The following is a 23,218-nucleotide window of genomic DNA, read 5'->3' on the forward strand; positions in this document are numbered from 1 at the left end:
GATCAAACTCTTCAATTTAAGTTTGGTTTGCGTTCATTCGTTACCGGAGTAGCGAACTTCAGCGGCTCAATGAATTGCTGAAATAAACTGTTCGACTTCTTATTGCTAAGAAATCGTCTTGGTCACTTCACCAGACATTGAAAATCAACAAAATTGTTTGATGTTCGATGCTGTGAGTGCCCACACAGATTGCTTGATTCAAATTGTTAAAGAGCGACGCAGCTTTTGGCTGCTGCGGGAGTGGCATTCTACTCAACCGCCTTCTCGAGTCAAGCCCTATTTTCAAAGGCTTTTCGAGGCTATCGACGAGGTTGTTTGCGTTGCCGCTTGCCCTGTCGATGGAGGCGCATTATAGGGAGCTGAAACTTTCTGGCAAGGGGATTAATGCAAAAAAGTGCGTTTTTCTGAAGATCCAACACCAAGTGTCGATTTAACCATCAATTATCGTAAAAAACATACGAAAAGCCCCGCTTGGGCGGGGCTCGGGGGCTGACCGCACGCGTCAGCGTTTGTGCCAGAAATCACGGGCGAAGGTGCGTACCTTGTCCCAGTCGGTAAATTCGATATCCCGGCTGGTATCCGTGCTGCCGCCGGTGATCTTCATGATCAGTCGAATGATGAGGGTCTGCCACCAGTTGTACTTGGAATACTGCAGGGCACCGGCAAAGACACCCAGGTTCTTCGGCTTCCAGGGAGAGCTTTGCAGAAACTTCTTCATATAGGCATTGGTTTGCGGTGTCTGCTTTTCTGGCTTGCGGGCAGTCAGGTTGACACAGAAGAAGGCAGCGTTGGCGACTTCCAGCTGCTCATGGTGAGCATGGATGAAGCTGAGCAGGCTGGGATGGAAGTGGCCGTAGCGGATAGAGGCACCGATCAAGACCTTCTTGTACTTGCTGAGGTTGCACATGGGCAGGCTGTGCAAATCATGCATGACAACCTCACATCCCGGCATCTCTTCTAGCATGACATCAATGATTTTTCGGGTTTGGCCATCCCGAGAGGAATAAAGCACCAAAATCTTATCCATACCAACCTCAACTACGCCAGAATGCAGGAGTTAACAGTACCAGAAGTGTAAAAATTTCCAATCGACCAAACAGCATGGCGATGATCATGATCCATTTGGCGGCATCCGTCGTGCTGGCGAAGTGGGGAGCCACCTCTCCCAATCCCGGCCCCAGGTTGTTGAGAGAGGCCACCACGGCAGAGAAGGCCGTCAGCTCATCCATGCCAGTGGCGATCAGCCCCAGCATGCAGAGAATGAAGATGATGGCGTAAGCGGCGAAGAAACCCCACACCGCCTCTATCACCCGCTCCGACAAGGCCTTGTTACCCAATTTTATCCGATAAACGGCGCGGGGATGGATGAGTCGCTTGAGCTCCCTCAGCCCCTGCAGATGCAGCAGCATCAGGCGCACCACCTTGATGCCGCCCCCGGTACTGCCGGCGCAGCCCCCCACGAAGGAGGCCAGCATCAGCAACACGGGCAGAAACAGCGGCCATTCGGAGAATCCCGTGGTGCTGTAGCCCGCCGTGGTGGCGATGGAGACGGACTGGAACAGGGCATGGTCCAGGGTTTCTGACCAGCTCTCATAGTTGACGTGGTGCATCAACATCAGGAAACAGACCAGGGTCAGGCCGATCTGGAGGCCGATGAAGACCTTGACCTCGGGATCCTTGAGATAGACATAGAGCCGCAGCGGCCTGTGGGCAAAGGCGGCGAAGTGCAGGGTAAAGTTCACCCCGGCCACCATCAGGAACAGCACGGTGATCAGATTGATGGCACTGCTGTTGAAGTAACCGATGCTGGCATCATGGGTCGAGAAACCGCCGATGGCCACGGTGGAGAAGGAGTGACAGATGGCATCGAACAGGGTCATTCCCGCCATCCAGTATGCCAGGGCGCAGCTGAGGGTAATGAACAGATAGATGTACCAGAGCGCCTTGGCGGTCTCGGCGATGCGCGGGGTCACCTTGTTGTCCTTGACCGGTCCCGGGATCTCGGCGCGAAACAGCTGCATGCCACCGATGCCGAGGATAGGCAGGATGGCAACCGCCAGCACTATGATCCCCATGCCCCCGAGCCACTGCAACAACTGGCGATAGAACAGGAAAGCCTTGGGCAGCTCATCCAGTCCGGTCAGCACGGTCGCCCCCGTGGTGGTGAGGCCGGAAAAAGATTCGAAGAAGGCCTCGGACACACTCATGTCCGGCACCTCCCCCAGCATGAAAGGCAGGGCACCGACACTGCCGAGCACGGTCCAGAACAGCACGACGATCAGGAAGCCCTCTTTCGACCTGAGCTCCTTCTTGTGATGGCGATTGGGAAACCAGAGCAGCAAGCCGAGCAACAGGGCGATGAAGAAGGCGCCGACGAACTCAGAACCGCCCCCGTCTCGATAGCCGAAGGCGACCAGGGCCGGCAGCAACATGGTGGAGCTGAACAGTGCCACCAATAGGCCAACGATGCGGATAATACTCAGAATGTGCATGCAGGCCCCGTCTCCCGACAATGAAACAGCGATGGATTCTAGCCATCTATGGGCTGCAGAGATACCCGTCCGTGGGTTCTATCGGTCAGGATGCGGTTGACCTGCTGCCAATCGGCATCGGCCCAGTCCACCTCGAGCCGCACCCGCTGGCCGTAATCCGACTGGCGCAGTTGGCCGGCGTGACTCAGCAGCAGGGCTTCGATCACCCCCATGTCGCCATAATCACACTCGATGAGGGAGGGGCGCCTGGCTATCTTCTGTCGGGTAGAGAGCGCCTTGAGCGCCATACCCACCCCGCCCCCATAGGCCTTGACCAGACCACCGGTACCGAGCAGCACGCCGCCATAGTAGCGCACCCCCACGGCGGCGATCTCCCCTATCCCCGACCCCATCAGCTGGGCCAGCATGGGCTTGCCCGCGGTACCAGAGGGCTCGCCATCATCGCTGAAACCATAGACCTGGCTGTCGTGAGGAGCACCGGCCACGAAGGCCCAGCAGTGATGGCGCGCCGATGGATGAGCCAGGCGCACCTCCTCTATCCAGGCCTTGGCGGCCGCCACGCTCGGGGCATGGGCCAGCAGGGTGATGAAGCGGCTCTTCTTGATCTCCTCGCTCACCTCCACCCCGGCCGCCGGGATCGGATAGCTCGACGCCATCAGAGACCCGCTTGTCGGGTGAGGTTCTCCACCCCGTTGGCATGCAGCACTATGTTGTCCTCGATGCGGATGCCGCCAAACGGACGCAGCGCCTCCACCTTGTGCCAGTTGACCCGCTTGCCCTGCTCGCTACGGCGCAGCGGCTCCAGCAGGCTGTCGATGAAATAGAGGCCCGGCTCTATGGTGAACACCTGGCCTGGCTCCATCACCCGGGTGCAGCGCAGGTAGGGGAACTGCTCCGGCGCGGCCAGATGGGTACCACGCTCATCCTGCATGAAGCCACCGGCATCGTGTACCTGCAGGCCGAGGAAGTGGCCGAGGCCATGGGGGAAGAAGACGTTGGTGACCCCGGTGCCTATCATCTCGTCCACCGACATATCCACCAGCTCGACCGATTGCAGTACCCGCGCCAGCCTGTGGTGCATCTGCTGGTGCAGCTCCGTATAACGGCGACCCGGCTTGACCTCTTCGATGATGGCCCGTTGCTGCTCATCCATGATGGCAATGAGATCGGCAAACTCGCCCCGGCGCCAGGCCCAGGTACGGGTGATGTCGGAGGCATAGCCATGGAAGTCCACCCCGGCGTCGATCAGGAAGGAGTGGCGCTCGGTATCGGCCACCCGCTGATGGGAGAGCTGGGTGTAATGGAGGATGGCCGCGTTGCGGTTGATGGCGACGATATTGCCGTAGGGCGCCTCATTGGCTCCCTGTCCCACCGCCTTCATGTAGGCCAGGTTGATCTCGAACTCGCTCGCCCCCGCCATGAACGACTCCTTGGCCGCGATGTGACCGCGCACCCCGAGCCGGTTCGCCTCACGCAGACACTCCAGCTCGTAATCCGTCTTGTAGGCGCGGTGGTAGTGCAGGTAGTTGAGCACCGCCTCCGGGTTGGGCTGGGTCAGCCCCAGCAACTCGGCCACTTCGAGATGCCCCCCCAGGTAGGCCCACCCCTGCCTGTCGGCTGGCAAGTGATCCGCCACCTGCTCCGGCCGGGTCAGGAAGCGGATGTCGAAGAAGTCGACCCAGAAGGCATTGGGCAGGTCAGCCACCTTGTGCCAGAAATCCACCGGCCGGTAGAACAGCAACACGGGTTTGCTCACGCCGTCCACCAGCAGCCAGCAGTGGGGATTGTCCAGCACCGGCAACCAGGCCTTGAAGTGGGGATTCACCTTGAAGGGGTAATCCTGATCATCGAGGAAGATGCGGTGGGCCTGGCCGGCATGGATAGCCAGGCCGCTGAGCCCCTGCTGTTGCAGTATGTCGCGGCTGCGGCGCTGCAGCGTCTCTATGTGCTGGGCGAAAAGTTGGCTGTAACTGCTCATGGCATCCTGCTCCGACATGGTGGTTACCCCAGCATAACATCAAGCTCGGAGGGCCTCGACCCGTCACACCGCCGCTTCGTGAGGTAAAGCACGGGTTACAGGGGCGTTGTCATTAAAAACAAACCAAGCATTAACAAATAAGAAACAGTTCAATACACTGCCATCAGATATATGCAGCCAGGGATCACTCATGCACAACCGCCGTCTGTGGCAGCCGGACCAGGCCAGGATCAGCCAATCCAACCTTCATCAGTTCATGGGCGAGGTCAATCGCTTCCATGGCCTGCAACTGCAAAGCTATGCCGAGCTGTATCAGTGGTCGGTGGAGAAGACCACCCGCTTCTGGCCCCTGGTCTGGCAGCACTGCGGCGTCAAGGGCGAGCTGGGGGACATAGTGGCGGAGAACCGCCAGGAGATGCAGCACGCCCGCTGGTTCCCCGACAGCCGCCTCAACTTCGCCGAGAACCTGCTGCGCCGCCAGGACGAGAGTCCCGCCATCCTCTCCCGCATCGAGGATGGCGCCAGCCGCACCCTGAGCTGGCGCGAACTGGGGGAGCAGGTGGCCAGGCTGGCCCAGTGGCTGCGCAGCCAGGGCATCGGCCGTGGCGACGTGGTGGCCGCCTACCTGCCCAATATCCCGGAAACCCTGGTGGCCATGCTGGCCACCACCAGCCTGGGCGCTGTCTGGACCTCCACCAGCCCGGATTTTGGCGAGGCCAGCGTGGTGGAGCGCTTCGGCCAGACCCGGCCGCGGGTGCTGTTCGCGGTGGATGGCTATCGCTACAACGGCAAGGCCATCGACATTCAACAGAAGGTCGCCAGCGTGGTCAGCCAAATAGGCAGCATAGAGCAGACGGTGATGATCCCCCTGCTCGGCAACCCGCTGCAGCTTGGCCACGACTGGCATCAGCTGCTGGCAAGCCAGCACGGCGCCCAGCTCACCTTCGAGCCCATGGCCTTCAACGACCCGCTCTACATCCTCTATTCGTCCGGCACCACCGGCAAACCCAAGTGCATCGTCCACGGCATAGGTGGCACCCTGCTCCAGCATCTGAAAGAGCACCAGCTGCACTGCGACATCAAGCCGGGGGAGCGGATCTTCTACTTCACCACCTGCGGCTGGATGATGTGGAACTGGCTGGTGAGCGCCCTCGCCTCCGGCGCCACCCTGGTGCTCTACGACGGCTCGCCGTTTTATCCGGACGGCAACGTGCTCTGGGATCTGGCCCGGGACGAGCAGGTCGCCCTGTTCGGCACCTCGGCCAAGTATCTCGATGCGTTGCACAAGCAGGGTTATGCCCCCATCAACACCCACGACTTGCCGCACTTGCGACTGATCTGCAGCACCGGATCCGTGCTGTCGCCTGAGGGGTTCGACTACGTCTATCAGCAGATCAAGCAGGATGTGCAGCTCAGCTCCATCTCAGGCGGCACCGACATCTGCTCCTGCTTCGTCATCGGCAACCCGCTCAGCCCCGTCTATCGCGGCGAGAGTCAGGGGCGCGGCCTCGGCCTCGCGGTGCAGGTATTCAACGAGGCCGGCCAACCGGTGCAGGGAGAGAAGGGCGAGCTGGTCTGCACCAAACCGTTCCCGGCCCAGCCCATCTACTTCTGGGGTGACGAGAGCGGCGACAAGTATCACGCCGCCTACTTCGAGCGCTTCGACAACGTCTGGTGCCACGGCGACTGGATTGAACTGACCGACACCGGCGGCATCCTCTTCTACGGCCGCTCCGATGCCACCCTCAACCCGGGGGGCGTGCGCATCGGCACCAGCGAGATCTACCGCTACGTGGAGCAGCTCGACGAGGTGGAGGAGAGCATCGTCATCGGCCAGCAGTGGCAGCAGGACGAGCGGGTGGTGCTCTTCGTCAAGCTCAAGCCCGGCCTCACGCTGGACGAGCCCCTGCGCGAGCGCATTCGCCAGCAGGTGCGACAGCACTGCACCGCCCGCCATGTGCCCGCCCGCATCCTGCAGGTGGACGCCATTCCCCGCACCAAGTCCGGCAAGATAGTGGAGCTGGCGGTGCGGGAAGTGGTGCACAACAGACCGGTCAACAATACCCACGCCCTCGCCGATCCCGAGGTCTTGAACCAGTATCGCAACCGGCCCGAGCTGGCCAGCTGATCATCGACTCATGCTCGAATCAGGCGCCGCCAGGCGCCTCTCTTTTGCCCGTTTTGTGATGGAGAGCTTTTACTCAAACACTGTTAAACGAATGTTTTAAATAGGTGTTGAAATTGTCATGCTTTGGATCAATAGTGAGCCTCGCCCCCTGCTGGGGATAAAGGAGCACCACCCCCCACCATGTGGGAACAAGGAGACACTCTCATGATCTACCAAGGCGACACCCTGACGGTCAGCTACCTCGAAGACGGCATTGCCGAGCTGAGGTTCGATGCCCCGGGTTCAGTCAACAAGCTGGATCGCGCTACCCTGCTCTCCCTGAGCGAAGCGATCGCCGCATTAAAACAAGAACGTGAACTAAAAGGTCTGATCCTCACCTCCGGCAAAGACGCCTTTATCGTCGGCGCCGACATCACCGAATTCCTGGAACTGTTCGATCTACCGCAAGAAGATCTGCTCGGCTGGCTGAAAAAGGCCAACGACATCTTCAGCGCCATCGAAGATCTGCCGGTGCCGACCCTGTCCGCCATCAAGGGCCACGCCCTCGGCGGCGGCTGCGAGACCATACTCGCCACCGACTTCCGTCTGGCTGACACCACCGCCAAAATCGGCCTGCCCGAGACCAAGCTCGGTATCATGCCGGGCTTTGGCGGCACCGTCCGTCTGCCGCGAGTGATCGGCGCCGACAACGCCCTGGAGTGGATCACCACCGGCAAGGATGTCCGTGCCGATGACGCCCTCAAGGTGGGCGCCATCGACGCCGTGGTCGCCCCCGAGGCACTGCAGAGCGCTGCGCTGCAGATGCTCAAGGACGCCATCGCGGGCAAGCTGGACTGGCAGGGCCGCCGCGCCGCCAAGAAGGCGCCGCTGCGTCTCTCCAAACTGGAAGCCATGATGAGCTTCACCACAGCCGCCGGCATGGTTGCCGCCGTGGCGGGCAAACACTATCCAGCCCCCATGACGGCGGTGAAAACCGTCGAAGCCGCCGCCGGCATGGGCCGTGACGAGGCGCTCGTCGTCGAGGCACAGGGCTTTATCAAGCTGGCCAAGACAGACGTGGCCAAGGCGCTGGTCGGCATCTTCCTGAACGATCAGCACATCAAGGCGCTGGCCAAGAAGGCCGCCAAGCAAGCTGCCAAGGCCACCAGCCACGCCGCCGTACTGGGTGCCGGCATCATGGGGGGTGGCATCGCCTACCAGTCCGCCAGCAAGGGCATCCCGGCGGTGATGAAGGATATCAACGAGAAGGCGCTGGCACTTGGCATGAATGAAGCCACCAAGCTGCTCAACGGCCAGCTCGAGAAGGGCCGAATCGACGGCATCAAGATGGGCCAGGTGCTCTCCGCCATCACCCCTACCCTCAGCTATGAGAGCGTGAAGGGTGTGGATCTGGTGGTCGAAGCCGTGGTCGAGAATCCCAAGGTGAAGGCCACCGTGCTGGGCGAAGTGGAAGCCGTTCTCGGCGACGACGCCGTGCTCGCCAGCAACACCTCCACCATCCCCATCTCCCTGCTGGCCAAGGGGCTGAAGCACCCCGAGAATTTCTGCGGCATGCACTTCTTCAACCCGGTGCACCGCATGCCCCTGGTGGAGATCATCCGCGGCGAGCAAACCTCGGACGACACCATCAACCGTGTGGTGGCCTACGCCGCCGCCATGGGCAAGTCGCCGGTGGTGGTCAACGACTGCCCGGGCTTCTTCGTCAACCGCGTGCTCTTCCCCTACTTCTTCGGCTTCACCAAGCTGGTTGCCGATGGCGCCGACTTCGCCGCCGTCGACAAGGTGATGGAGAAGGAGTTCGGCTGGCCCATGGGCCCCGCCTACCTGCTGGACGTGGTCGGCATCGACACCGGTCACCATGCCGGTGACGTCATGGCCCAGGGCTTCCCGGCGCGCATGAGCAAGGAGGGTCGCACCGCCATCGACGTGATGTATGAGGTGAGCCGCTTTGGTCAGAAGAATGGCAAGGGTTTCTACGCCTACGAGCAGGACAAGAAGGGCAAGCCGAAGAAGGTGGCAGACGCCGCCAGCTACGAGCTGCTGGCCCCCATTGCCAAGCCGAAACAGGATTTCGACAAGGAGGCCATCATCGCCCGCATGATGATCCCCATGATCAACGAGGTGGTGCTCTGCCTGGAAGAGGGCATTGTCGCCACACCAGCCGAAGCCGACATCGCACTGGTCTACGGTCTGGGCTTCCCTCCCTTCCGCGGCGGCGTGTTCCGCTATCTGGATACCATTGGCCTGGATCGCTATGTCGCCATGGCCGACCAGTATGCCGACCTGGGCCCGCTCTATCGCGTCAGCGACAAGCTGCGTGAGATGGCCGCCCAGGGCAACACCTTCTACTGATTGCGGACAGGAGATCCATTCATGAAAGACGTAGTCATTGTCGACTGTATCCGGACCCCCATGGGCCGGTCCAAGGGCGGGGCCTTTCGCAACGTGCGCGCAGAAGATCTGTCCGCGCACCTGATGAGCTCCATCCTGCTGCGCAACCCCAACCTCGACCCCAACGAGATCGAGGATATCTACTGGGGCTGCGTGCAGCAGACCCTGGAGCAGGGCTTCAACATCGCCCGCAACGCCGCCCTGCTGGCCGGTATTCCGAAGCAGGTGGGGGCGGTCACCGTCAACCGGCTGTGCGGATCAAGCATGCAGGCGCTGCACGATGCCTCCCGCGCCATCCAGGTGGGTGACGGCGATATCTTCATCATCGGCGGCGTCGAGCACATGGGTCACGTGCCCATGAGCCACGGGGTGGACTTCCACCCCGGTATGGCGAAATCCGTGGCCAAGGCCTCCGGCATGATGGGGCTGACCGCCGAGATGCTGGGCAAGCTGCACGGCATCAGCCGGCAGCAGCAGGACGAGTTTGCCGCCCGCTCCCACCGCCGTGCCCACGCCGCCACCTTGGAAGGACGCTTCGCCAGGGAGATCGTCGGGCTGGAAGGGCACGACGCCAGCGGCGCCCGCTTCTTCATTGAGCACGACGAGGTGATACGCCCCGAGACCACGGTCGAAACTCTGAGCCAGCTGCGCCCTGTGTTCGACCCGGTCAACGGCACAGTCACCGCCGGCACCTCCTCGGCCCTGTCCGACGGCGCCTCCGCCATGTTGCTGATGAGTGCGGACCGCGCCAAGGCCCTGGGGCTGACCCCCCGCGCCCGGGTGCGATCCATGGCGGTGGCCGGGTGTGATGCTGCCATCATGGGTTACGGCCCTGTGCCGGCGACCCAGAAGGCGCTCAAGCGTGCCGGTCTGACCATGGCCGACATCGACCTGATCGAGCTGAACGAGGCATTCGCCGCCCAGTCCCTGCCCTGTGCCAAGGATCTGGGGCTGCTGGAGGTGATGGACGAGAAGGTGAACCTGAACGGCGGCGCCATCGCCCTGGGTCACCCTCTCGGCTGCTCCGGCGCCCGCATCTCCACTACCCTGATCAACCTGATGGAGGAGAAGGACGCCAACCTGGGTCTGGCCACCATGTGCATCGGCCTGGGCCAGGGCATAGCCACTGTGTTCGAGCGGGTCTAACCCCCAGACAGACCCGCCGCTCAGGGCATCCCCCTGTCATCGGGTCCCTATGGGTGTAAACACAACCCCCCCCTGGCCGATCCACCGGCCAGGGATCGCTCCCGGCCCTGCGGGGAACGAGTGGAGGATATTGAAACGGGTCGCCCCCTTTCGACGGGTGAGGGCGAGCCGGTATCGCGTCGCTTGGGGTCGGCCTGTTCGCCCCATGATTGAGTCTGTGGAGCGCACCACACGGGGTGTGCTCTTGCCGTCGGAATCTGCGCTTGGCCGCCCCATTTGGGTCGGCCTTTTTTTCGTTCAGTGCGGCAAAACGGCGGCGATAATCCCCCTAACTTCACATTAGATGGGGGGTTTGCTTGCTTTTTGCTCCCCCGACAGGTTCAATCTGCACAAAAAAATGGGTGGATGCACATACATATGTCAACGAGCAAACAACTGCTGATCGTCGATGACGACCAAGAGATCCGCGAGCTGCTCAACGAATACCTGACCCGGGCCGGCTTTCAGGTACTGATGGCGGCGGAGGGCAACGAGATGCGCCAGCAACTCGCCCAGTACAGCCCGGACCTCATCATTCTGGACATCATGATGCCCGGCGACGACGGCTTTACCCTCTGCCAGCAGATCCGCCGCGACTCCCAGGTACCCATCATCATGCTGACCGCCGCCTCCGACGAGGCCGACCGGGTGATCGGCCTCGAGCTCGGTGCCGACGACTACATCGCCAAGCCGTTCAGCCCGCGCGAGCTGCAGGCCCGTATCAAGGCGCTGCTGCGCCGCGCCGAATTCCGTCAGCCGGAGAAAGAAAAAGAGCCGAGCCGCCGCTGGCAGTTCGCCGAATGGACCCTGGACACCCTGAGCCACCAGCTGACCCACGAGGATGGCAGTCTGCTGGATCTCTCCGGCAGCGACTTCGTGCTGCTCAACATGTTCTTGCAGCAGCCGGGCCAGGTGCTGGACAGAGACACCATCTCGGACGCCACCCGGGGGCGCGAGAGCCTGCCCATGGAGCGCGGCATCGACGTGCAGATCAGCCGCCTGCGCCAGAAGCTGGGAGACAACGGCAAGAGCCCGCGCATCATCAAGACCATACGCGGCAGCGGCTACATGCTGATCGCGGAAGTGCACGAGCTGCCATGAGGGTCAGGCGCGCCCTCCCCCTGGGGCACTCATAATGGCCCAGCTCTGGCGGGTGCTGATGCCCCGCTCCCTGCTGTCGCGGATGCTGCTGCTGTTGCTGCTCGCCATCCTGCTCTCCCAGACCATACTCACCGGCATCTGGATGCAGCAGATCCAGAAGCGGGAGCTGGAGGGCATGATCAGCACCACCCGCAACCTGGCCCTGTCGGCGGCCTCCACGGTCAACTTCTTCAAGTCCCTGCCGCTGCAATACCGCCACATCGCCCTGGATCAGCTGCGCAACATGGGGGGCAGCCGCTTCTTCGTCTCCCTGAACGAGGAGGAGATCCACATCAGCGCCATCCCGGACAGCGAGCGCAAGACCCTGGTGCTGAGCGAGGTCCATGGGGTGCTCAGTCGCAAGCTCTCCGATGCCATGGCCATCAAGGTGGACTTCTCCCGTCCCGATGACCTCCATGTGTTCAACAACGACACCCTGCTGGCGGATCTGCCCTCCTCCTGGGCCCGCTACACCCTGTCGCTCGAGCCCATCAATCCGCCGGTGCTGGTGACCCAGATAGAGATAGAGCCGGGGGAGTGGCTCTACCTGGCCGCCCTGCTGCCCGCCCCCTACATGACCCTCGACGATACCGTGATGCCGAGCAACCAGGTGCGCTTCATCGCCCTGATGACGGTCTTCCTCTGTTTCTTCACCTTCCTGCTGGTGCGCTGGCAGACCCGGCCGCTGCGCCGCCTCGCCAAGGCGGCGGTCAATCTCGGCAAGGACATCGATCAGCCCCAGCTCAAGGAGGAGGGGGCCTCGGAGATAGTGGCGGCGACCCGCGCCTTCAACATCATGCAGCACCGCATCCGCCGCTATATCGACGACAGGGAGCGCCTCTTCAGCTCCATCTCCCACGACCTCAAGACCCCCATCACCCGGCTGCGGCTGCGGGTCGAGCTGCTGGACGACGAGACCCAGATAGCCAAGTTCAACAAGGATCTCGACGAGCTGGAGCTGATGGTGAAGGGCGCATTGCAGACGGTGAAAGAGACCGACATCCACGAGAACATCGAGGATATCGACGTCAACGCCCTGCTCGAGCAGATGGCCGAGGCCATGAACCTGCACGAGGAGCGGCTCACCATAGAGGGGCTGTGCAAGTGGCCCTATCGCGGCAAATCCCTGGCCCTCAAGCGCTGCATCGGCAACCTGGTGGACAACGGCATCAAGTACGGCGAGCGGGTGCGCATCATCATCATGGATGACGAGGAGATGCTGATCCTCTTCATCATGGACGAGGGACCCGGCCTGCCGGAGGATCAGCTGGAGCGCATCTTCGAGCCCTATGTTCGCCTCAGCACGGATCAGGCCGGCACCGGCCTGGGCCTGGGCATAGCCCGCAACATAGCCCACGCCCACGGCGGCGATCTGGTGCTGGAAAATCGTCCCCAGGGCGGCCTGCAGGCCACCCTCTCCCTACCGAGGCAGTAAACACCCTATGAAGTGGTTGTCTCTCTCTGTCACTGTCACCGTCATCGCCTTGTCGTCACAACCCGTCGCCGCCTCCCAGGTCGAGGTGCTGCACTGGTGGACCTCCGGTGGCGAGGCCAAGGCGGTGGCCGAGCTCAAATCCGAGTGGGCGGCCCTTGGCAATCAATGGAACGACTTCGCCATCCAGGGCGGCGGCGGCAAGAGCGCCATGACGGTGCTCAAAAGCCGGGCGCTGGCGGCCAACCCGCCGGAAGCCGCCCACCTCAAGGGCTATGAGCTCAAGGAGTGGGCCGGACTCGGCTTCCTGCGCGACCTCAGCCCCATGGCGGAGCACCTGGGCTGGTACGCCAGACTGCCCCCCATGGTGCGGGACACCCTCAGCCAGAACGGCGCCCTGATGGCGGTGCCCACTGGCATCCACAGGGTCAACTGGCTCTGGCTCAACCGCAAGGTGTTCGCACGCCTCGAGCTGACCCCTCCCACCGACTGGAACCAGTTCGTGGCGGTGGCCGAGCAGCTCAAGGCGCAAGGGGTGACCCCGCTCGCCATCGGCAACGAGGGGTGGCAGCTGACGGTGCTGTTCGAGGCGGTGGCTCTGGGGGAAGGCGGCGTCGACTTCTATCGCAAGGCCTTTCTCGATCAGGATGAGGCGACCCTGACCGGCCCGGACATGGTGCGGGTGCTGTCGCGCTTCCACCAGCTGCGCGCCTACGTGCCCAAGAGTTTCGTCGGCCTGAAGTGGCACCAGGCCACCAACCAGCTGGAGACGGGCGAGGCCGCCATGCAGGTGATGGGGGACTGGGTGAAGGGGGAGCTGAGCGCCGGCAACTACCGCCCAGGCGAGGATGTCGACTGCCTGCCGAGCCCGGGCAGCCAAGGCCTGTTCAGCTACAACCTGGACTCCATCGCCATGTTCAAGCAGCGGGATCCGGCCCAGTTGCAGGCTCAGGGCGAGCTGGCCAGGCTGCTGATGACGCCGCACTTCCAGCAGGCCTTCAACCGGGTCAAGGGGTCTATTCCGGCACTCGTCGAGCCTGACATGAAGCGCTTCGATCGCTGCGCCATCAAGTCATACCAGGATTTCAAGGCGGCGGAGCAGAGCGGCACCCTGCTGCCCAGCATGGCGGAGGGGATGGCCACCCCGACCAATACCCGTCAGGCCATCATGGATGTGCTCGGCAACTTCTTCAACGATGGCCGGGCCAGCCCCGAGCTGACGGCCCACCATCTGGCGCGGGCCATTCGCTCGGCCCGCTGACCGGCGAAGACGACCGAGGCGGTTGGGGATCCGCCTGTGTCGCTTTGGGGGGACGAGCTCAGGAGGGGTCGTTCTCGTCCTCGTCATCCTCGTAGTAGTCGCTCAGCTCAATCCAGAGCCCCAGCCCAATCATCACCATGGCACCAAACCAGGTGCCGGTGTTTCCGATCGGGCTGCCCAGCACTATCATGGAAAACGCCAGAAACCCCATGGCCGCATAGGCCTGCAATCTGCCTTGTGACTGGATCATATTCATACCTCCTTGTTGAATATGCTTCATTTTTTATATTACTCGTCAGGCCACGACAGCATAGAGCCGGGGCCAACTTTGGTATCATCGGCTGACATTGGCCCCTCTGGTTTGATTATTTTTTAGCCTTGGGTATCATTGGCAGCGAATTAGGTTGAAGGTTGATTAGAGATGAGTGATTTATTCTGCGACGCAAACCATGAACTGGATGCAATCGGGCTCCGTTGCCCGGAACCCGTGATGATGGTGCGCAAGCGCGTTCGGACCATGGCCCAAGGGGAGACCCTGCTGGTCAGTGCCGATGATCCTTCCACCACCCGCGACATTCCCAGCTTCTGCCGCTTCATGGATCACACCCTGATCGCCAGCGAGACAGAGCAGGCCCCTTACCGCTACCTGATCCGCAAGGGTCAATGAGCCCCCCTCTCCCCAGGAGCGCACCATGACGATTACCCGAATCGGCACCACGGCCCGTTGGTCCGATGTTGTCATCCACAACGGCACCCTCTATGTGGTGGAAGTCCCCGCCAGCGAGACCGCCGACATCCACCAGCAGACCCGCGAAGTGCTGACCAGCCTGCAGCGGCTGCTGGAGGCCAACGGCTCCGGGGTCGACAAGATCCTGATGGCCAACATCTATCTCAAGGACATTGAGGACATCGCGGCCTTCAACGAGCAGTGGGATGCCTGGATCCCGGCGGGCACCGCCCCCGTTCGCGCCTGCGTGCAGGCCCGCCTCGCCCACGAAGGCTACAGGGTAGAAGTGCAGCTGACCGCCGCCGTCTAAGCCGAGCGGGATGCCTGGCTCCCCTGACGCCGATACAGCTCCGGTGAGAGCCTGCGTGCAGGCCCGCCTCGCCCACGAAGGCTACAAAGTGGAAGTGCAGCTGACTGCCGCCGTCTAAGCCGCCCGCCCAGCCTGAGATAACAAAAGGCCCCGCCATCGCTGGCGGGGCCTTTTCCTTTTCGTTACCGAAACAGGGACAACTTAGGCGGTCGGGGTCAGGGTGATGGTCACCCGACGGTTCTGGGCCTTGCCCTCTGCTGTGCTGTTGGTGGCGACCGGCTGATCCGGGCCCACGCCGCTGGTGGCGATGCGGCTGCCGGTCACGCCCTGACCGATCAGCTGGGCGGCGACGGCGTCGGCACGCTGGGCGGAGAGCTTCATGTTCAGCTCGCGGGAGCCGGTGCTGTCGGTGTGACCAACCACGTTCAGGCGGGTCTTGTCGAACTCGGCAACCACCATGGCCACGCCGGACAGGGTGTTGGCACCGGCGGCTTTGAGCTGGGCGCTGGAGCTGTCGAAGGTGACGTTGTTCGGCATGTTGAGGATCAGCTGGTCGCCGCTGCGGGTCACGCTGACGCCTGTGCCCTGCAGCTTCTCGCGCAGCTTGGCTTCCTGCACGTCCATGTAGTAACCGATACCGCCACCCAGGGCCGCACCGGCGGCCACGCCGGTCAGGATCCCCTTCTTGCGATCACCCTTGCTGGAGGAGAGCGCCCCCACGGCGGCACCAGTAGCGGCGCCGGCCAGGGCACCCCAGGCAGACTTGCCGGTCTGCTGCTCGCCCGTGTAGGGGTTGGTAGTACAGCCAGTGATGGCGACGGTCAGGGCAAGTGCAGGAACCAGTTTCTTGAAATGCATGAAAAAACCTCTGAAAAAGAACGACTCTAGCCGATGGCTGCGCATTCTAACCCAGGGGGACGCCAAGGTGTGACGTGCGCATTGCGAAGAGGGGCAGAAGCCTCCGTTACTCCGGTATCAGCGCATTGCACGCAGGCCTGAGCTGACAATGACAGAGGGAGGCACTCGCCCCCCCTCTGTCATTCGTATCCGGTTTGTCACTTCGCAGTCCCTTGCTGGCAGGCGGCATGACAGGGGCAGCTGACCAGATGATCGTTCACCATCCCCACCGCCTGCATGAAGGCGTAGCAGATGGTGCTGCCGACGAAGGTGAAGCCCTGCTTCTTGAGGGCCTTGGCCATGGCGTCAGACTCTGGCGAGGTGGCCGGGATATCGCCGTTGCCCTGCCGCCGATTGACCATGGGGACGCCGCCGACGAAGCCCCACAGATAGTCCGCGAAGTCGATCCCCTGCGCCTCCAGCGCCAGATAGGCGCGAGCGTTTTTGATGATCGACTGCACCTTGAGGCGGTTGCGGATGATGCCTTTGTCCTGCATCAGCCGCTCCACATCCTGCTCGTCGAACCGGACGATGAGGGTGGGATCGAAGTCGGCATAGGCGCGGTAGTAGCTGTCGGTGCGCTTGAGAATTGTGATCCAGGAGAGCCCCGCCTGCTGGCCATCGAGGCAGAGCTTGGCAAACAACTCGCGCGGGTCGCGCACCGGCCGCCCCCACTGCTTGTCATGGTATTCGATATATTCCGGGTCCCTAGTCACCCAGGCGCAGCGCAGTTCCATTCTTCGTCTCCTGTTATTTTTCTCTGTCCGACTCTCTGTCCGACAAGGGGATTTCATCGGCGACATGACGGGGCTTTCATCCCGGGCCAACCAGGCCCGGCGCAGCCCCGCCCCATGAATCCCCTACAATTTCGCCTATTATCCGACCATGCCAGACGGTATACTCCTTCGGTTCACATTCAGCAAATCTTGCTCTGATTTCACTTCGCGCGAAAAACACTATGCAAAAATTCGATGTCAAAACCTTTCAGGGCCTGATCCTGCAGCTGCAGGACTATTGGTCCCGCCAGGGCTGTACCATCATTCAGCCGCTGGACATGGAAGTGGGTGCCGGTACCTCCCACCCCATGACCTGCCTGCGCGCCCTGGGCCCGGAGCCCATCGCCTGCGCTTACGTGCAACCGTCCCGCCGTCCCACCGATGGCCGCTACGGTGAGAACCCGAACCGCCTGCAGCACTATTACCAGTTCCAGGTGATCATCAAGCCTTCCCCCGACAACATTCAGGAACTCTATCTCGGCTCCCTGAAGGAGCTGGGCATGGATCCCGAGATCCACGACATCCGCTTCGTGGAAGACAACTGGGAAAACCCGACTCTGGGTGCCTGGGGTCTGGGCTGGGAAGTGTGGCTCAACGGCATGGAAGTGACTCAGTTCACCTACTTCCAGCAGGTTGGCGGCCTCGAGTGCAAGCCGGTCACCGGCGAGATCACCTATGGTCTCGAGCGTCTGGCCATGTACATCCAGGGCGTGGACAGCGTCTATGACCTGGTCTGGTCCGATGGCCCGCTGGGCAAGACCACCTACGGCGACGTCTTCCACCAGAACGAGGTGGAGCAATCTACCTACAACTTCGAACACGCCGACGTGGACTTCCTGTTCCACTGCTTCGAGCAGTACGAGAAGGAAGCCCAGCAACTGCTGGCGCTGGAAAAACCGCTGCCCCTGCCCGCCTACGAGCGCATCCTCAAGGCCGCGCACTCCTTCAACCTGCTGGATGCCCGCAAGGCCATCTCGGTCACCGAGCGTCAGCGCTACATACTGCGCATTCGCACCCTGACCAAGGCCGTGGCCGAGGCTTACTACGCCTCCCGCGAGGCGCTGGGCTTCCCGATGTGCCAGCGCAGCGACGAAGAGCGTCAGCGCACTGAGAACAAGCAAGGTTAAGGAACGGACATGGCACAACATACATTTCTGGTAGAGATCGGCACAGCTGAGCTGCCACCCAAGGCCCTTCGCTCCCTGGCCGAAGCCTTTGCCGATAACTTCAAAGCCGAGCTGACCAAGGCCGATCTGGCCTTCGGCGACGTCGAGTGGTTCGCCTCACCGCGCCGTCTGGCGCTGAAGGTGAGCAACCTGGCCGGCGAACAGCCGAGCAAGAGCGTCGAGAAACGCGGCCCGGCCGTCTCCCAGGCGTTCGATGCCGATGGTAAGCCGACCAAGGCCGCCGAAGGCTGGGCCCGTGGCAACGGCATCACAGTTGAACAGGCCGAGCGTCTGGTCACCGACAAGGGTGAGTGGCTGGTCCACACCGCCAAGGTCGAAGGCCGTCCGGCCAAAGATCTGCTGGGCGAGCTGGTCGCTGCTGCACTGGCCAAGCTGCCCATCCCCAAGATGATGCGCTGGGGCGACAAGACCATCCAGTTCGTGCGTCCGGTGTTCACCGTGACCCTGCTGCTGGACGGCGATCTCGTGCCTGCCCACATCCTGGGTATCGACTCCGCCCGCACCATTCGCGGTCACCGCTTTATGGGCGAGAGCGAGTTCCAAATCGACAATGCCGACCAGTACCCGCAGATCCTGCTGGAGCGCGGCATGGTGGTGGCCGACTTTATGGCGCGCAAGGCCAAGATCGAGGCTGACGTCGAAGCGGCCGCTGCCGCCTTCGGTGGCGTTGCCGATCTGGACGACGCCCTGCTGGAAGAAGTCACCGCCCTGGTCGAGTGGCCCGTGGTGCTGACCGCCAACTTCGAAGAGAAGTTCCTGGCCGTGCCGGCTGAAGCGCTGGTGCACACCATGAAGGGTGACCAGAAATACTTCCCGGTCTACGACCAGAACGGCAAGCTGCTGCCCAAATTCATCTTCGTCACCAACATAGAGTCGAAAGACCCGAGCCAGATCATCAGCGGCAACGAGAAGGTGGTTCGCCCCCGTCTCTCTGACGCCGAGTTCTTCTTCAAGACCGACCTCAAGCAGACCCTGGCCTCCCGCCTGCAGCGCCTCGAAACCGTGCTGTTCCAACAACAGCTGGGCACCGTCAAGGCCAAGGTCGAGCGCATCGAGACCGTCGCCGGCTTTATCGCCGAGCGTATCAGTGGTGGCGATAGTGCCGTCGTGGCTCAGGCCAAGCGTGCCGGTTTGCTCTCCAAGTGCGATCTCATGACCAACATGGTCGGCGAGTTCACCGACACCCAGGGTGTCATGGGGATGCACTACGCCCGTCACGACGGCGAAGACGAAGCGGTGGCCGTGGCCCTGAACGAGCAGTACATGCCGCGCTTTGCCGGTGATGCCCTGCCGTCCGGTCTGGTTGCCTGCGCCGTCGCGCTGGCCGACAAGTTCGACACCCTGGCCGGTATCTTCGGCATCGGCATGCTGCCCAAGGGTGACAAGGACCCGTTCGCCCTGCGTCGCGCCGCCATCGGTGCCCTGCGCATCATGACCGAGAAGCAGCTGGATCTGGATCTGGTTGAACTGGTGGAAGAAGCGGTACGCGTCTACGAAGGCAAGCTGACCAACAACACCGTCGTTACCGACGTGGTCGACTTCATGCTGGGCCGCTTCCGCGCCGCCTATCAGGACGAAGGCATCGGTGCCGACGTGGTGCTGGCCGTACTGGCCCGCCGCCCGACCCGTCCGCTCGACTTCGATCGCCGGGTCAAGGCCGTCAGCCACTTCCGCACTCTGGATGCCGCACTGGCACTGGCCGCCGCCAACAAGCGCGTGAGCAACATTCTGGCCAAGGTCGAAGGCGAATTGCCGACTGCCGTCAAACCGGAACTGCTGGTCGATGCCGCCGAGAAGGCGCTGGCCACCCAGGTTGCCGAACTGCAAGCCGAACTGGCGCCGCTGTTCGCCTCCGGTGACTATCAGGCAGCCCTCACCCGTCTGGCCGCCCTGCAGGGGCCGGTCGACACCTTCTTCAACGAAGTCATGGTGATGGCCGACGACGAGGCCCTCAAGGCCAACCGTCTGGCGCTGCTGAACAACCTGCGCAACCTGTTCCTGCAAGTGGCGGATATCTCCCTGCTGCAGTGATCTTGGTTGGGTTGAGTGATAGTAAAAACGGCGCCGCGAGGCGCCGTTTTTTATAAATCATTTAGATAGATCAGCTTCACATCCACAGAAACTAACTCTGACAAGGCTGTAATTATCTCGTCACTTCCTTTATATTGATTCTCTTATGAGACTCACCATGTAGGGATAGCAATGGCGAACAAGAGCAATAGTTTTGAGCTTTTTAGATACCAAATTTTACCTGTTGACAGGTTTTTCCAGCGTGACATGTTCACTGACTTCAGTTCTATTGAAGAGTTACTTACCAATAAAAATTCAATATTTAAAGAGTCATTGTTATCGCAAGATGATTTCTCTAATAAAAGACATCATACTGTTGTAAAAAAACAATATGATGATGGAGAGTTCTTCCTCTTCAAAATAGCTCACAACAAAATAATAAACAGAGAAACAAAGGAATTTAAAAACGAGAGGATTGATAACTGGCCATCAATTTTAGTTGCCTTATGGAATCACCCCGAAAGACAATTAATTGCCGTACAAAAGAGAACTACTGCCTTCCACAATTGTCGAAAGGTTGTTGAATTAATATTAGAAAAAATTGCACCTCAACTAACGCATTCAAACCTAAGAGTTATCTATGAACCACTGTTTGAGAAACAGTATTTTTGGGATCTTTTAGAACTTCATAGAGGTAAAGTAAAGTCCGTTGAGTTTGAATTTATCACCCCCAACATGGCTAATATATCCGGATGTTTATCTGAAGATCTAAAGTCCTTTGCAAAAGCAACAAACTCAACTAGAAACAATCTAAAAATTGAGTCTGAACCAGACTCAACCCTTCGATTAGATAAAGATAATTCTACTCTAGCAAGTATGGTAAACTATACTGGAGATGGTGGTGGAAATATAACCTTAAAGGTTGGTGGAATAAAGAAAAGTATTCAAACTTCCAGAACTGTCAAAGAAATAGCGTTGAGTGATATAGAAATGACCGGAGAGGCTAATATGATCGTCAATGCAATGAAAGACTTGCTAAAATGACTACTGTAGTGAAAACCACATTTTTCTCCCTCGGAATAGGTTTTTCTATCGAGGTTGTAAATTTATGGCTCGAGTCGTCTTTTTTGCATAAGTTTCTTGAAAACAACTTAGTTACTATTCTTGTTGCTTTACTGGCAATTAATGCTGCCACTATGGGAATAGTATTAACCAAAGTCATGGACATTGTGGATAAAAATAACGGGGATGGAATACATTGTTTTTCTTCCACAAAATCACAGATGCTTCTCTCTGTTAAAGAGCAAATCATTATAATAATACTTTCAATTGCGCTACTTATTTTAACGAGCTCACCAGTCGTGCAAGAGATTAAGAATGCCGAACTACTATTGAATTCAGCGATTACAGCATGCTTTATATATTCATTATCTATTTTATATGATACTGCCAAAGGCATTTTGATAATAGTAAACTTCAATAATGAGAAATAAAAATAAAGCACTAGCAAAACTGGGACACCCACCTAGTTCCAGCCGTTGACAACACCCCCCCCCCCTCCATGTCCTGCCGAGCCGGATCACGCCAGTCGCGTCGAGCCGTGACCGGGCGTAACCTAGCTGGCCCCCTCATCACTTTTTCAGGCTCGGTTCACCCCCGAAAAATCTGAATCGGCGACTAACAAAGCTGGGACACCCACCTAGCCCCAGCTTTGACAACCGAGGAAAAAACTGGGACACCCACCTAGCCCCCCCACCTAATCCCAGTTTTGACAACTCAGTCCCCATCCACTTTCCTTAAACTGTGAAACCCGAGGAGAGCCGCCATGACCATCGCCCGTTCACGCCAGATCAGCCTCGCCGATACGCCTTACTACCATGTGGTCAGCCGCTGCGTCCGGCGCGCCTTTCTCTGCGGTCAGGATGAACACTCCGGCCAAAGCTACGAGCACAGGCGCCAATGGGTTGCCGACAAGCTGGGTCAGCTGTCGCAGGTCTTTGCCATCGGCATCTGCGCCTATGCGGTGATGAGCAACCACTATCATCTGGTACTCAAGGTGCAGGCCAACATGGCCCATGAGTGGAGTGAACGGGAGGTGGCAGAGCGCTGGTCCCGCCTGTTTCAGTGGCCCTTGCTGGTGCGGCGCTGGTATCAGGGGGAGGAACTGATAGCACCCGAGCTGGACGTTGTGCACCAGCTGATCGTCCAGTGGCGGGAGCGCCTCTATTCCATCAGCTGGCTGGTGCGCTTGCTGAACGAGTCACTGGCCCGCCAGGCCAATCAGGAAGATGGCTGCAAGGGCCACTTCTGGGAGGGTCGCTTCAAAAGCCAGGCCCTGCTCACCGAGTCGGCACTGCTGGCCTGCATGGCTTATGTGGACCTCAACCCGGTTCGCGCGGGTATCGCTCACACCCCAGAGGAGAGTGACTACACCAGCATCCAACGGCGGATAGAAACGACGACAGAAGAGGTGACATCCTCCCCATGGCTGCTTCCTTTTTCAACCAAGGGCGAGTCAGAAGCACTGCCCTACGGTTTTGCCGATTATCTTGCCCTGGTTGATTGGACTGGAAGAGCCATCAGAGCCGATAAACGGGGACACATTCCAGACACCCTTGCCCCCATCTTGCAGCGACTCGGACTGGATGGATCACGGTGGTTGAAACAGGTTGCCCTGTTTCGACGCCTGGGTATCAGAGCCATAGGAAACAAGAGCGACTGCCAGCGATATGCTGAACATTGTGGCCAAACCCGGTGCTACCAGCCCAGAATATAACGGCCACATCGCTCATTTACCCCCGCTCACTTCGTCATAGGCGCCAGGCGCCTGACCAGAATGTTCGCATGAGACCCAAATAACCCAGTCTCAGGTACCAACCAGCCCTACGCAACTGGCCATCAGCAGATCTTGCCCTGATATCGACAGACCCATGGATGTGCCAATGCCATATCCTATTTGATGGATGTCCCAAGATAAACACCAAGACCAAACAGGTGGGTGTCCCAAAACAAACACTTCGTCATAGGCGCCAGGCGCCCGGCCAGAATGCTCGAATGAGACCCAAATAACCCTACCTCAGGTACCAACCCGCCCTACGCAACTGGCCATCAGTAGATCTTGCCTTGATATCGACAGACCCATGGATGAGCCAATGCCATTTCCTATTTGATGGATGTCCCAAAACAAACAATGGATGTTCCAAGACAAAAACAAGGCCAAACAGGTGGGTGTCCCAAAACAAACATCCCAAAACAAACAGGATGTCCCAAAACAAACAATGCCGACCCTGGGGTCGGCATTGTG

Annotated in this window: 20 protein-coding genes and 1 pseudogene; 14 read left to right on the forward strand and 7 right to left on the reverse strand. The window is 60.0% G+C overall.

Features of this window, described 5'->3' with window-relative positions; genetic code table 11:
• Positions 1-502 precede the first annotated feature (502 nt).
• From hemG to pepQ, 4 genes are read right to left on the reverse strand one after another with little or no spacing between them, the layout of a single operon-like run.
• Positions 503-1,027: a menaquinone-dependent protoporphyrinogen IX dehydrogenase gene (gene hemG / locus ACW5W4_RS17085; RefSeq protein WP_456690186.1), complete on the reverse strand. Its 525-nt coding sequence runs from the start codon at positions 1,025-1,027 to the stop codon at positions 503-505.
• A 7-nt stretch (positions 1,028-1,034) separates the two neighbouring features.
• Positions 1,035-2,492: a TrkH family potassium uptake protein gene (locus tag ACW5W4_RS17090; protein ID WP_427263392.1), complete on the reverse strand. Its 1,458-nt coding sequence runs from the start codon at positions 2,490-2,492 to the stop codon at positions 1,035-1,037.
• A 38-nt stretch (positions 2,493-2,530) separates the two neighbouring features.
• Positions 2,531-3,148 (reverse strand): YigZ family protein, encoded by a 618-nt coding sequence (locus ACW5W4_RS17095; protein ID WP_456690187.1) that lies wholly within the window; start codon positions 3,146-3,148, stop codon positions 2,531-2,533.
• Positions 3,148-4,470 carry a Xaa-Pro dipeptidase gene (gene pepQ / locus ACW5W4_RS17100; RefSeq protein WP_456690188.1) on the reverse strand — a complete coding sequence of 441 codons (1,323 nt, stop codon included), beginning with the start codon at positions 4,468-4,470 and terminating at the stop codon, positions 3,148-3,150. The genes ACW5W4_RS17095 and pepQ overlap by 1 nt, the downstream gene beginning before the upstream one ends.
• A 190-nt stretch (positions 4,471-4,660) precedes the next feature.
• Here pepQ and ACW5W4_RS17105 point away from each other — a divergent pair, with 190 nt between their 5' ends.
• From ACW5W4_RS17105 to ACW5W4_RS17130, 6 genes are all read left to right on the forward strand, one after another.
• The gene (locus ACW5W4_RS17105; protein WP_456690189.1) at positions 4,661-6,598 is read left to right on the forward strand and encodes an acetoacetate--CoA ligase; all 1,938 of its coding nucleotides are present in this window, start codon (positions 4,661-4,663) and stop codon (positions 6,596-6,598) included.
• A gap of 204 nt (positions 6,599-6,802) precedes the next feature.
• Entirely contained in the window at positions 6,803-8,950 is a 2,148-nt protein-coding gene (gene fadB / locus ACW5W4_RS17110) for a fatty acid oxidation complex subunit alpha FadB (RefSeq protein ID WP_456690190.1), read from the forward strand.
• Between the two features lie 21 nt (positions 8,951-8,971).
• Positions 8,972-10,135, forward strand: coding sequence for an acetyl-CoA C-acyltransferase FadA (gene fadA, locus ACW5W4_RS17115; protein ID WP_456690191.1), 1,164 nt, complete (start codon positions 8,972-8,974; stop codon positions 10,133-10,135).
• Positions 10,136-10,552: 417 nt separating this feature from the next.
• The gene (locus tag ACW5W4_RS17120; RefSeq protein ID WP_456690192.1) at positions 10,553-11,275 is read left to right on the forward strand and encodes a response regulator; all 723 of its coding nucleotides are present in this window, start codon (positions 10,553-10,555) and stop codon (positions 11,273-11,275) included.
• Positions 11,276-11,309: 34 nt separating this feature from the next.
• Complete coding sequence (locus ACW5W4_RS17125) at positions 11,310-12,749, forward strand: ATP-binding protein (RefSeq protein ID WP_456690193.1); 1,440 nt, start codon at positions 11,310-11,312, stop codon at positions 12,747-12,749.
• Positions 12,750-12,756: 7 nt separating this feature from the next.
• Positions 12,757-14,007: an ABC transporter substrate-binding protein gene (locus tag ACW5W4_RS17130; RefSeq protein WP_456690194.1), complete on the forward strand. Its 1,251-nt coding sequence runs from the start codon at positions 12,757-12,759 to the stop codon at positions 14,005-14,007.
• 58 nt (positions 14,008-14,065) lie between these two features.
• On the opposite strand, the gene ACW5W4_RS17135 is transcribed toward ACW5W4_RS17130, so the two are convergent.
• Positions 14,066-14,257 carry a hypothetical protein gene (locus ACW5W4_RS17135; protein WP_111875051.1) on the reverse strand — a complete coding sequence of 64 codons (192 nt, stop codon included), beginning with the start codon at positions 14,255-14,257 and terminating at the stop codon, positions 14,066-14,068.
• A gap of 171 nt (positions 14,258-14,428) precedes the next feature.
• Between ACW5W4_RS17135 and tusA the strand changes: the two genes are divergently transcribed.
• From tusA to ACW5W4_RS17150, 3 genes and pseudogenes are all read left to right on the forward strand, one after another.
• Positions 14,429-14,674: a sulfurtransferase TusA gene (tusA, locus tag ACW5W4_RS17140; RefSeq protein ID WP_111875052.1), complete on the forward strand. Its 246-nt coding sequence runs from the start codon at positions 14,429-14,431 to the stop codon at positions 14,672-14,674.
• A 25-nt stretch (positions 14,675-14,699) separates the two neighbouring features.
• Complete coding sequence (locus tag ACW5W4_RS17145) at positions 14,700-15,044, forward strand: RidA family protein (RefSeq protein ID WP_456690195.1); 345 nt, start codon at positions 14,700-14,702, stop codon at positions 15,042-15,044.
• Between the two features lie 28 nt (positions 15,045-15,072).
• Positions 15,073-15,162 (forward strand): annotated as a pseudogene (locus ACW5W4_RS17150) (endoribonuclease L-PSP); the annotation flags it as partial.
• Positions 15,163-15,245: 83 nt separating this feature from the next.
• On the opposite strand, the gene ACW5W4_RS17155 reads toward ACW5W4_RS17150, so the two are convergent.
• Positions 15,246-15,902: an OmpA family lipoprotein gene (locus tag ACW5W4_RS17155; protein WP_427263382.1), complete on the reverse strand. Its 657-nt coding sequence runs from the start codon at positions 15,900-15,902 to the stop codon at positions 15,246-15,248.
• Positions 15,903-16,099: 197 nt separating this feature from the next.
• Complete coding sequence (locus tag ACW5W4_RS17160; protein WP_456690196.1) at positions 16,100-16,678, reverse strand: DNA-3-methyladenine glycosylase I; 579 nt, start codon at positions 16,676-16,678, stop codon at positions 16,100-16,102.
• Positions 16,679-16,899: 221 nt separating this feature from the next.
• On the opposite strand from ACW5W4_RS17160, the gene glyQ reads away from it, so the two are divergent.
• The 5 genes from glyQ (at position 16,900) to ACW5W4_RS17185 (ending at position 22,690) form a co-directional block, all read left to right on the forward strand.
• Positions 16,900-17,844 (forward strand): glycine--tRNA ligase subunit alpha, encoded by a 945-nt coding sequence (gene glyQ / locus ACW5W4_RS17165; RefSeq protein WP_456690197.1) that lies wholly within the window; start codon positions 16,900-16,902, stop codon positions 17,842-17,844.
• Positions 17,845-17,853: 9 nt separating this feature from the next.
• The gene (gene glyS, locus ACW5W4_RS17170) at positions 17,854-19,935 is read left to right on the forward strand and encodes a glycine--tRNA ligase subunit beta (protein WP_456690198.1); all 2,082 of its coding nucleotides are present in this window, start codon (positions 17,854-17,856) and stop codon (positions 19,933-19,935) included.
• A 171-nt stretch (positions 19,936-20,106) separates the two neighbouring features.
• Positions 20,107-20,958 carry a hypothetical protein gene (locus tag ACW5W4_RS17175; RefSeq protein ID WP_456690199.1) on the forward strand — a complete coding sequence of 284 codons (852 nt, stop codon included), beginning with the start codon at positions 20,107-20,109 and terminating at the stop codon, positions 20,956-20,958.
• Positions 20,955-21,407: a hypothetical protein gene (locus tag ACW5W4_RS17180; protein ID WP_456690200.1), complete on the forward strand. Its 453-nt coding sequence runs from the start codon at positions 20,955-20,957 to the stop codon at positions 21,405-21,407. The genes ACW5W4_RS17175 and ACW5W4_RS17180 overlap by 4 nt, the downstream gene beginning before the upstream one ends.
• Positions 21,408-21,739: 332 nt before the next feature.
• Positions 21,740-22,690: a transposase gene (locus ACW5W4_RS17185; protein WP_456690201.1), complete on the forward strand. Its 951-nt coding sequence runs from the start codon at positions 21,740-21,742 to the stop codon at positions 22,688-22,690.
• The last annotated feature ends 528 nt before the right edge of the window (positions 22,691-23,218 follow it).

The organism is Aeromonas crassostreae, from assembly GCF_054052445.1.

Coding starts and splice junctions, on each gene's coding strand:
- fadB (WP_456690190.1), top strand. CDS start 6,803: ATGATCTACCAAGGCGACACCCTGACGGTCAGCTACCTCGAAGACGGC.
- ACW5W4_RS17145 (WP_456690195.1), top strand. CDS start 14,700: ATGACGATTACCCGAATCGGCACCACGGCCCGTTGGTCCGATGTTGTC.
- ACW5W4_RS17105 (WP_456690189.1), top strand. CDS start 4,661: ATGCACAACCGCCGTCTGTGGCAGCCGGACCAGGCCAGGATCAGCCAA.
- ACW5W4_RS17120 (WP_456690192.1), top strand. CDS start 10,553: ATGTCAACGAGCAAACAACTGCTGATCGTCGATGACGACCAAGAGATC.
- glyS (WP_456690198.1), top strand. CDS start 17,854: ATGGCACAACATACATTTCTGGTAGAGATCGGCACAGCTGAGCTGCCA.
- ACW5W4_RS17180 (WP_456690200.1), top strand. CDS start 20,955: ATGACTACTGTAGTGAAAACCACATTTTTCTCCCTCGGAATAGGTTTT.
- ACW5W4_RS17125 (WP_456690193.1), top strand. CDS start 11,310: ATGGCCCAGCTCTGGCGGGTGCTGATGCCCCGCTCCCTGCTGTCGCGG.
- fadA (WP_456690191.1), top strand. CDS start 8,972: ATGAAAGACGTAGTCATTGTCGACTGTATCCGGACCCCCATGGGCCGG.
- ACW5W4_RS17135 (WP_111875051.1), bottom strand. CDS start 14,257: ATGATCCAGTCACAAGGCAGATTGCAGGCCTATGCGGCCATGGGGTTT.
- ACW5W4_RS17130 (WP_456690194.1), top strand. CDS start 12,757: ATGAAGTGGTTGTCTCTCTCTGTCACTGTCACCGTCATCGCCTTGTCG.
- ACW5W4_RS17160 (WP_456690196.1), bottom strand. CDS start 16,678: ATGGAACTGCGCTGCGCCTGGGTGACTAGGGACCCGGAATATATCGAA.
- ACW5W4_RS17155 (WP_427263382.1), bottom strand. CDS start 15,902: ATGCATTTCAAGAAACTGGTTCCTGCACTTGCCCTGACCGTCGCCATC.
- pepQ (WP_456690188.1), bottom strand. CDS start 4,470: ATGAGCAGTTACAGCCAACTTTTCGCCCAGCACATAGAGACGCTGCAG.
- ACW5W4_RS17175 (WP_456690199.1), top strand. CDS start 20,107: ATGGCGAACAAGAGCAATAGTTTTGAGCTTTTTAGATACCAAATTTTA.
- hemG (WP_456690186.1), bottom strand. CDS start 1,027: ATGGATAAGATTTTGGTGCTTTATTCCTCTCGGGATGGCCAAACCCGA.
- ACW5W4_RS17090 (WP_427263392.1), bottom strand. CDS start 2,492: ATGCACATTCTGAGTATTATCCGCATCGTTGGCCTATTGGTGGCACTG.
- tusA (WP_111875052.1), top strand. CDS start 14,429: ATGAGTGATTTATTCTGCGACGCAAACCATGAACTGGATGCAATCGGG.
- glyQ (WP_456690197.1), top strand. CDS start 16,900: ATGCAAAAATTCGATGTCAAAACCTTTCAGGGCCTGATCCTGCAGCTG.
- ACW5W4_RS17095 (WP_456690187.1), bottom strand. CDS start 3,148: ATGGCGTCGAGCTATCCGATCCCGGCGGCCGGGGTGGAGGTGAGCGAG.
- ACW5W4_RS17185 (WP_456690201.1), top strand. CDS start 21,740: ATGACCATCGCCCGTTCACGCCAGATCAGCCTCGCCGATACGCCTTAC.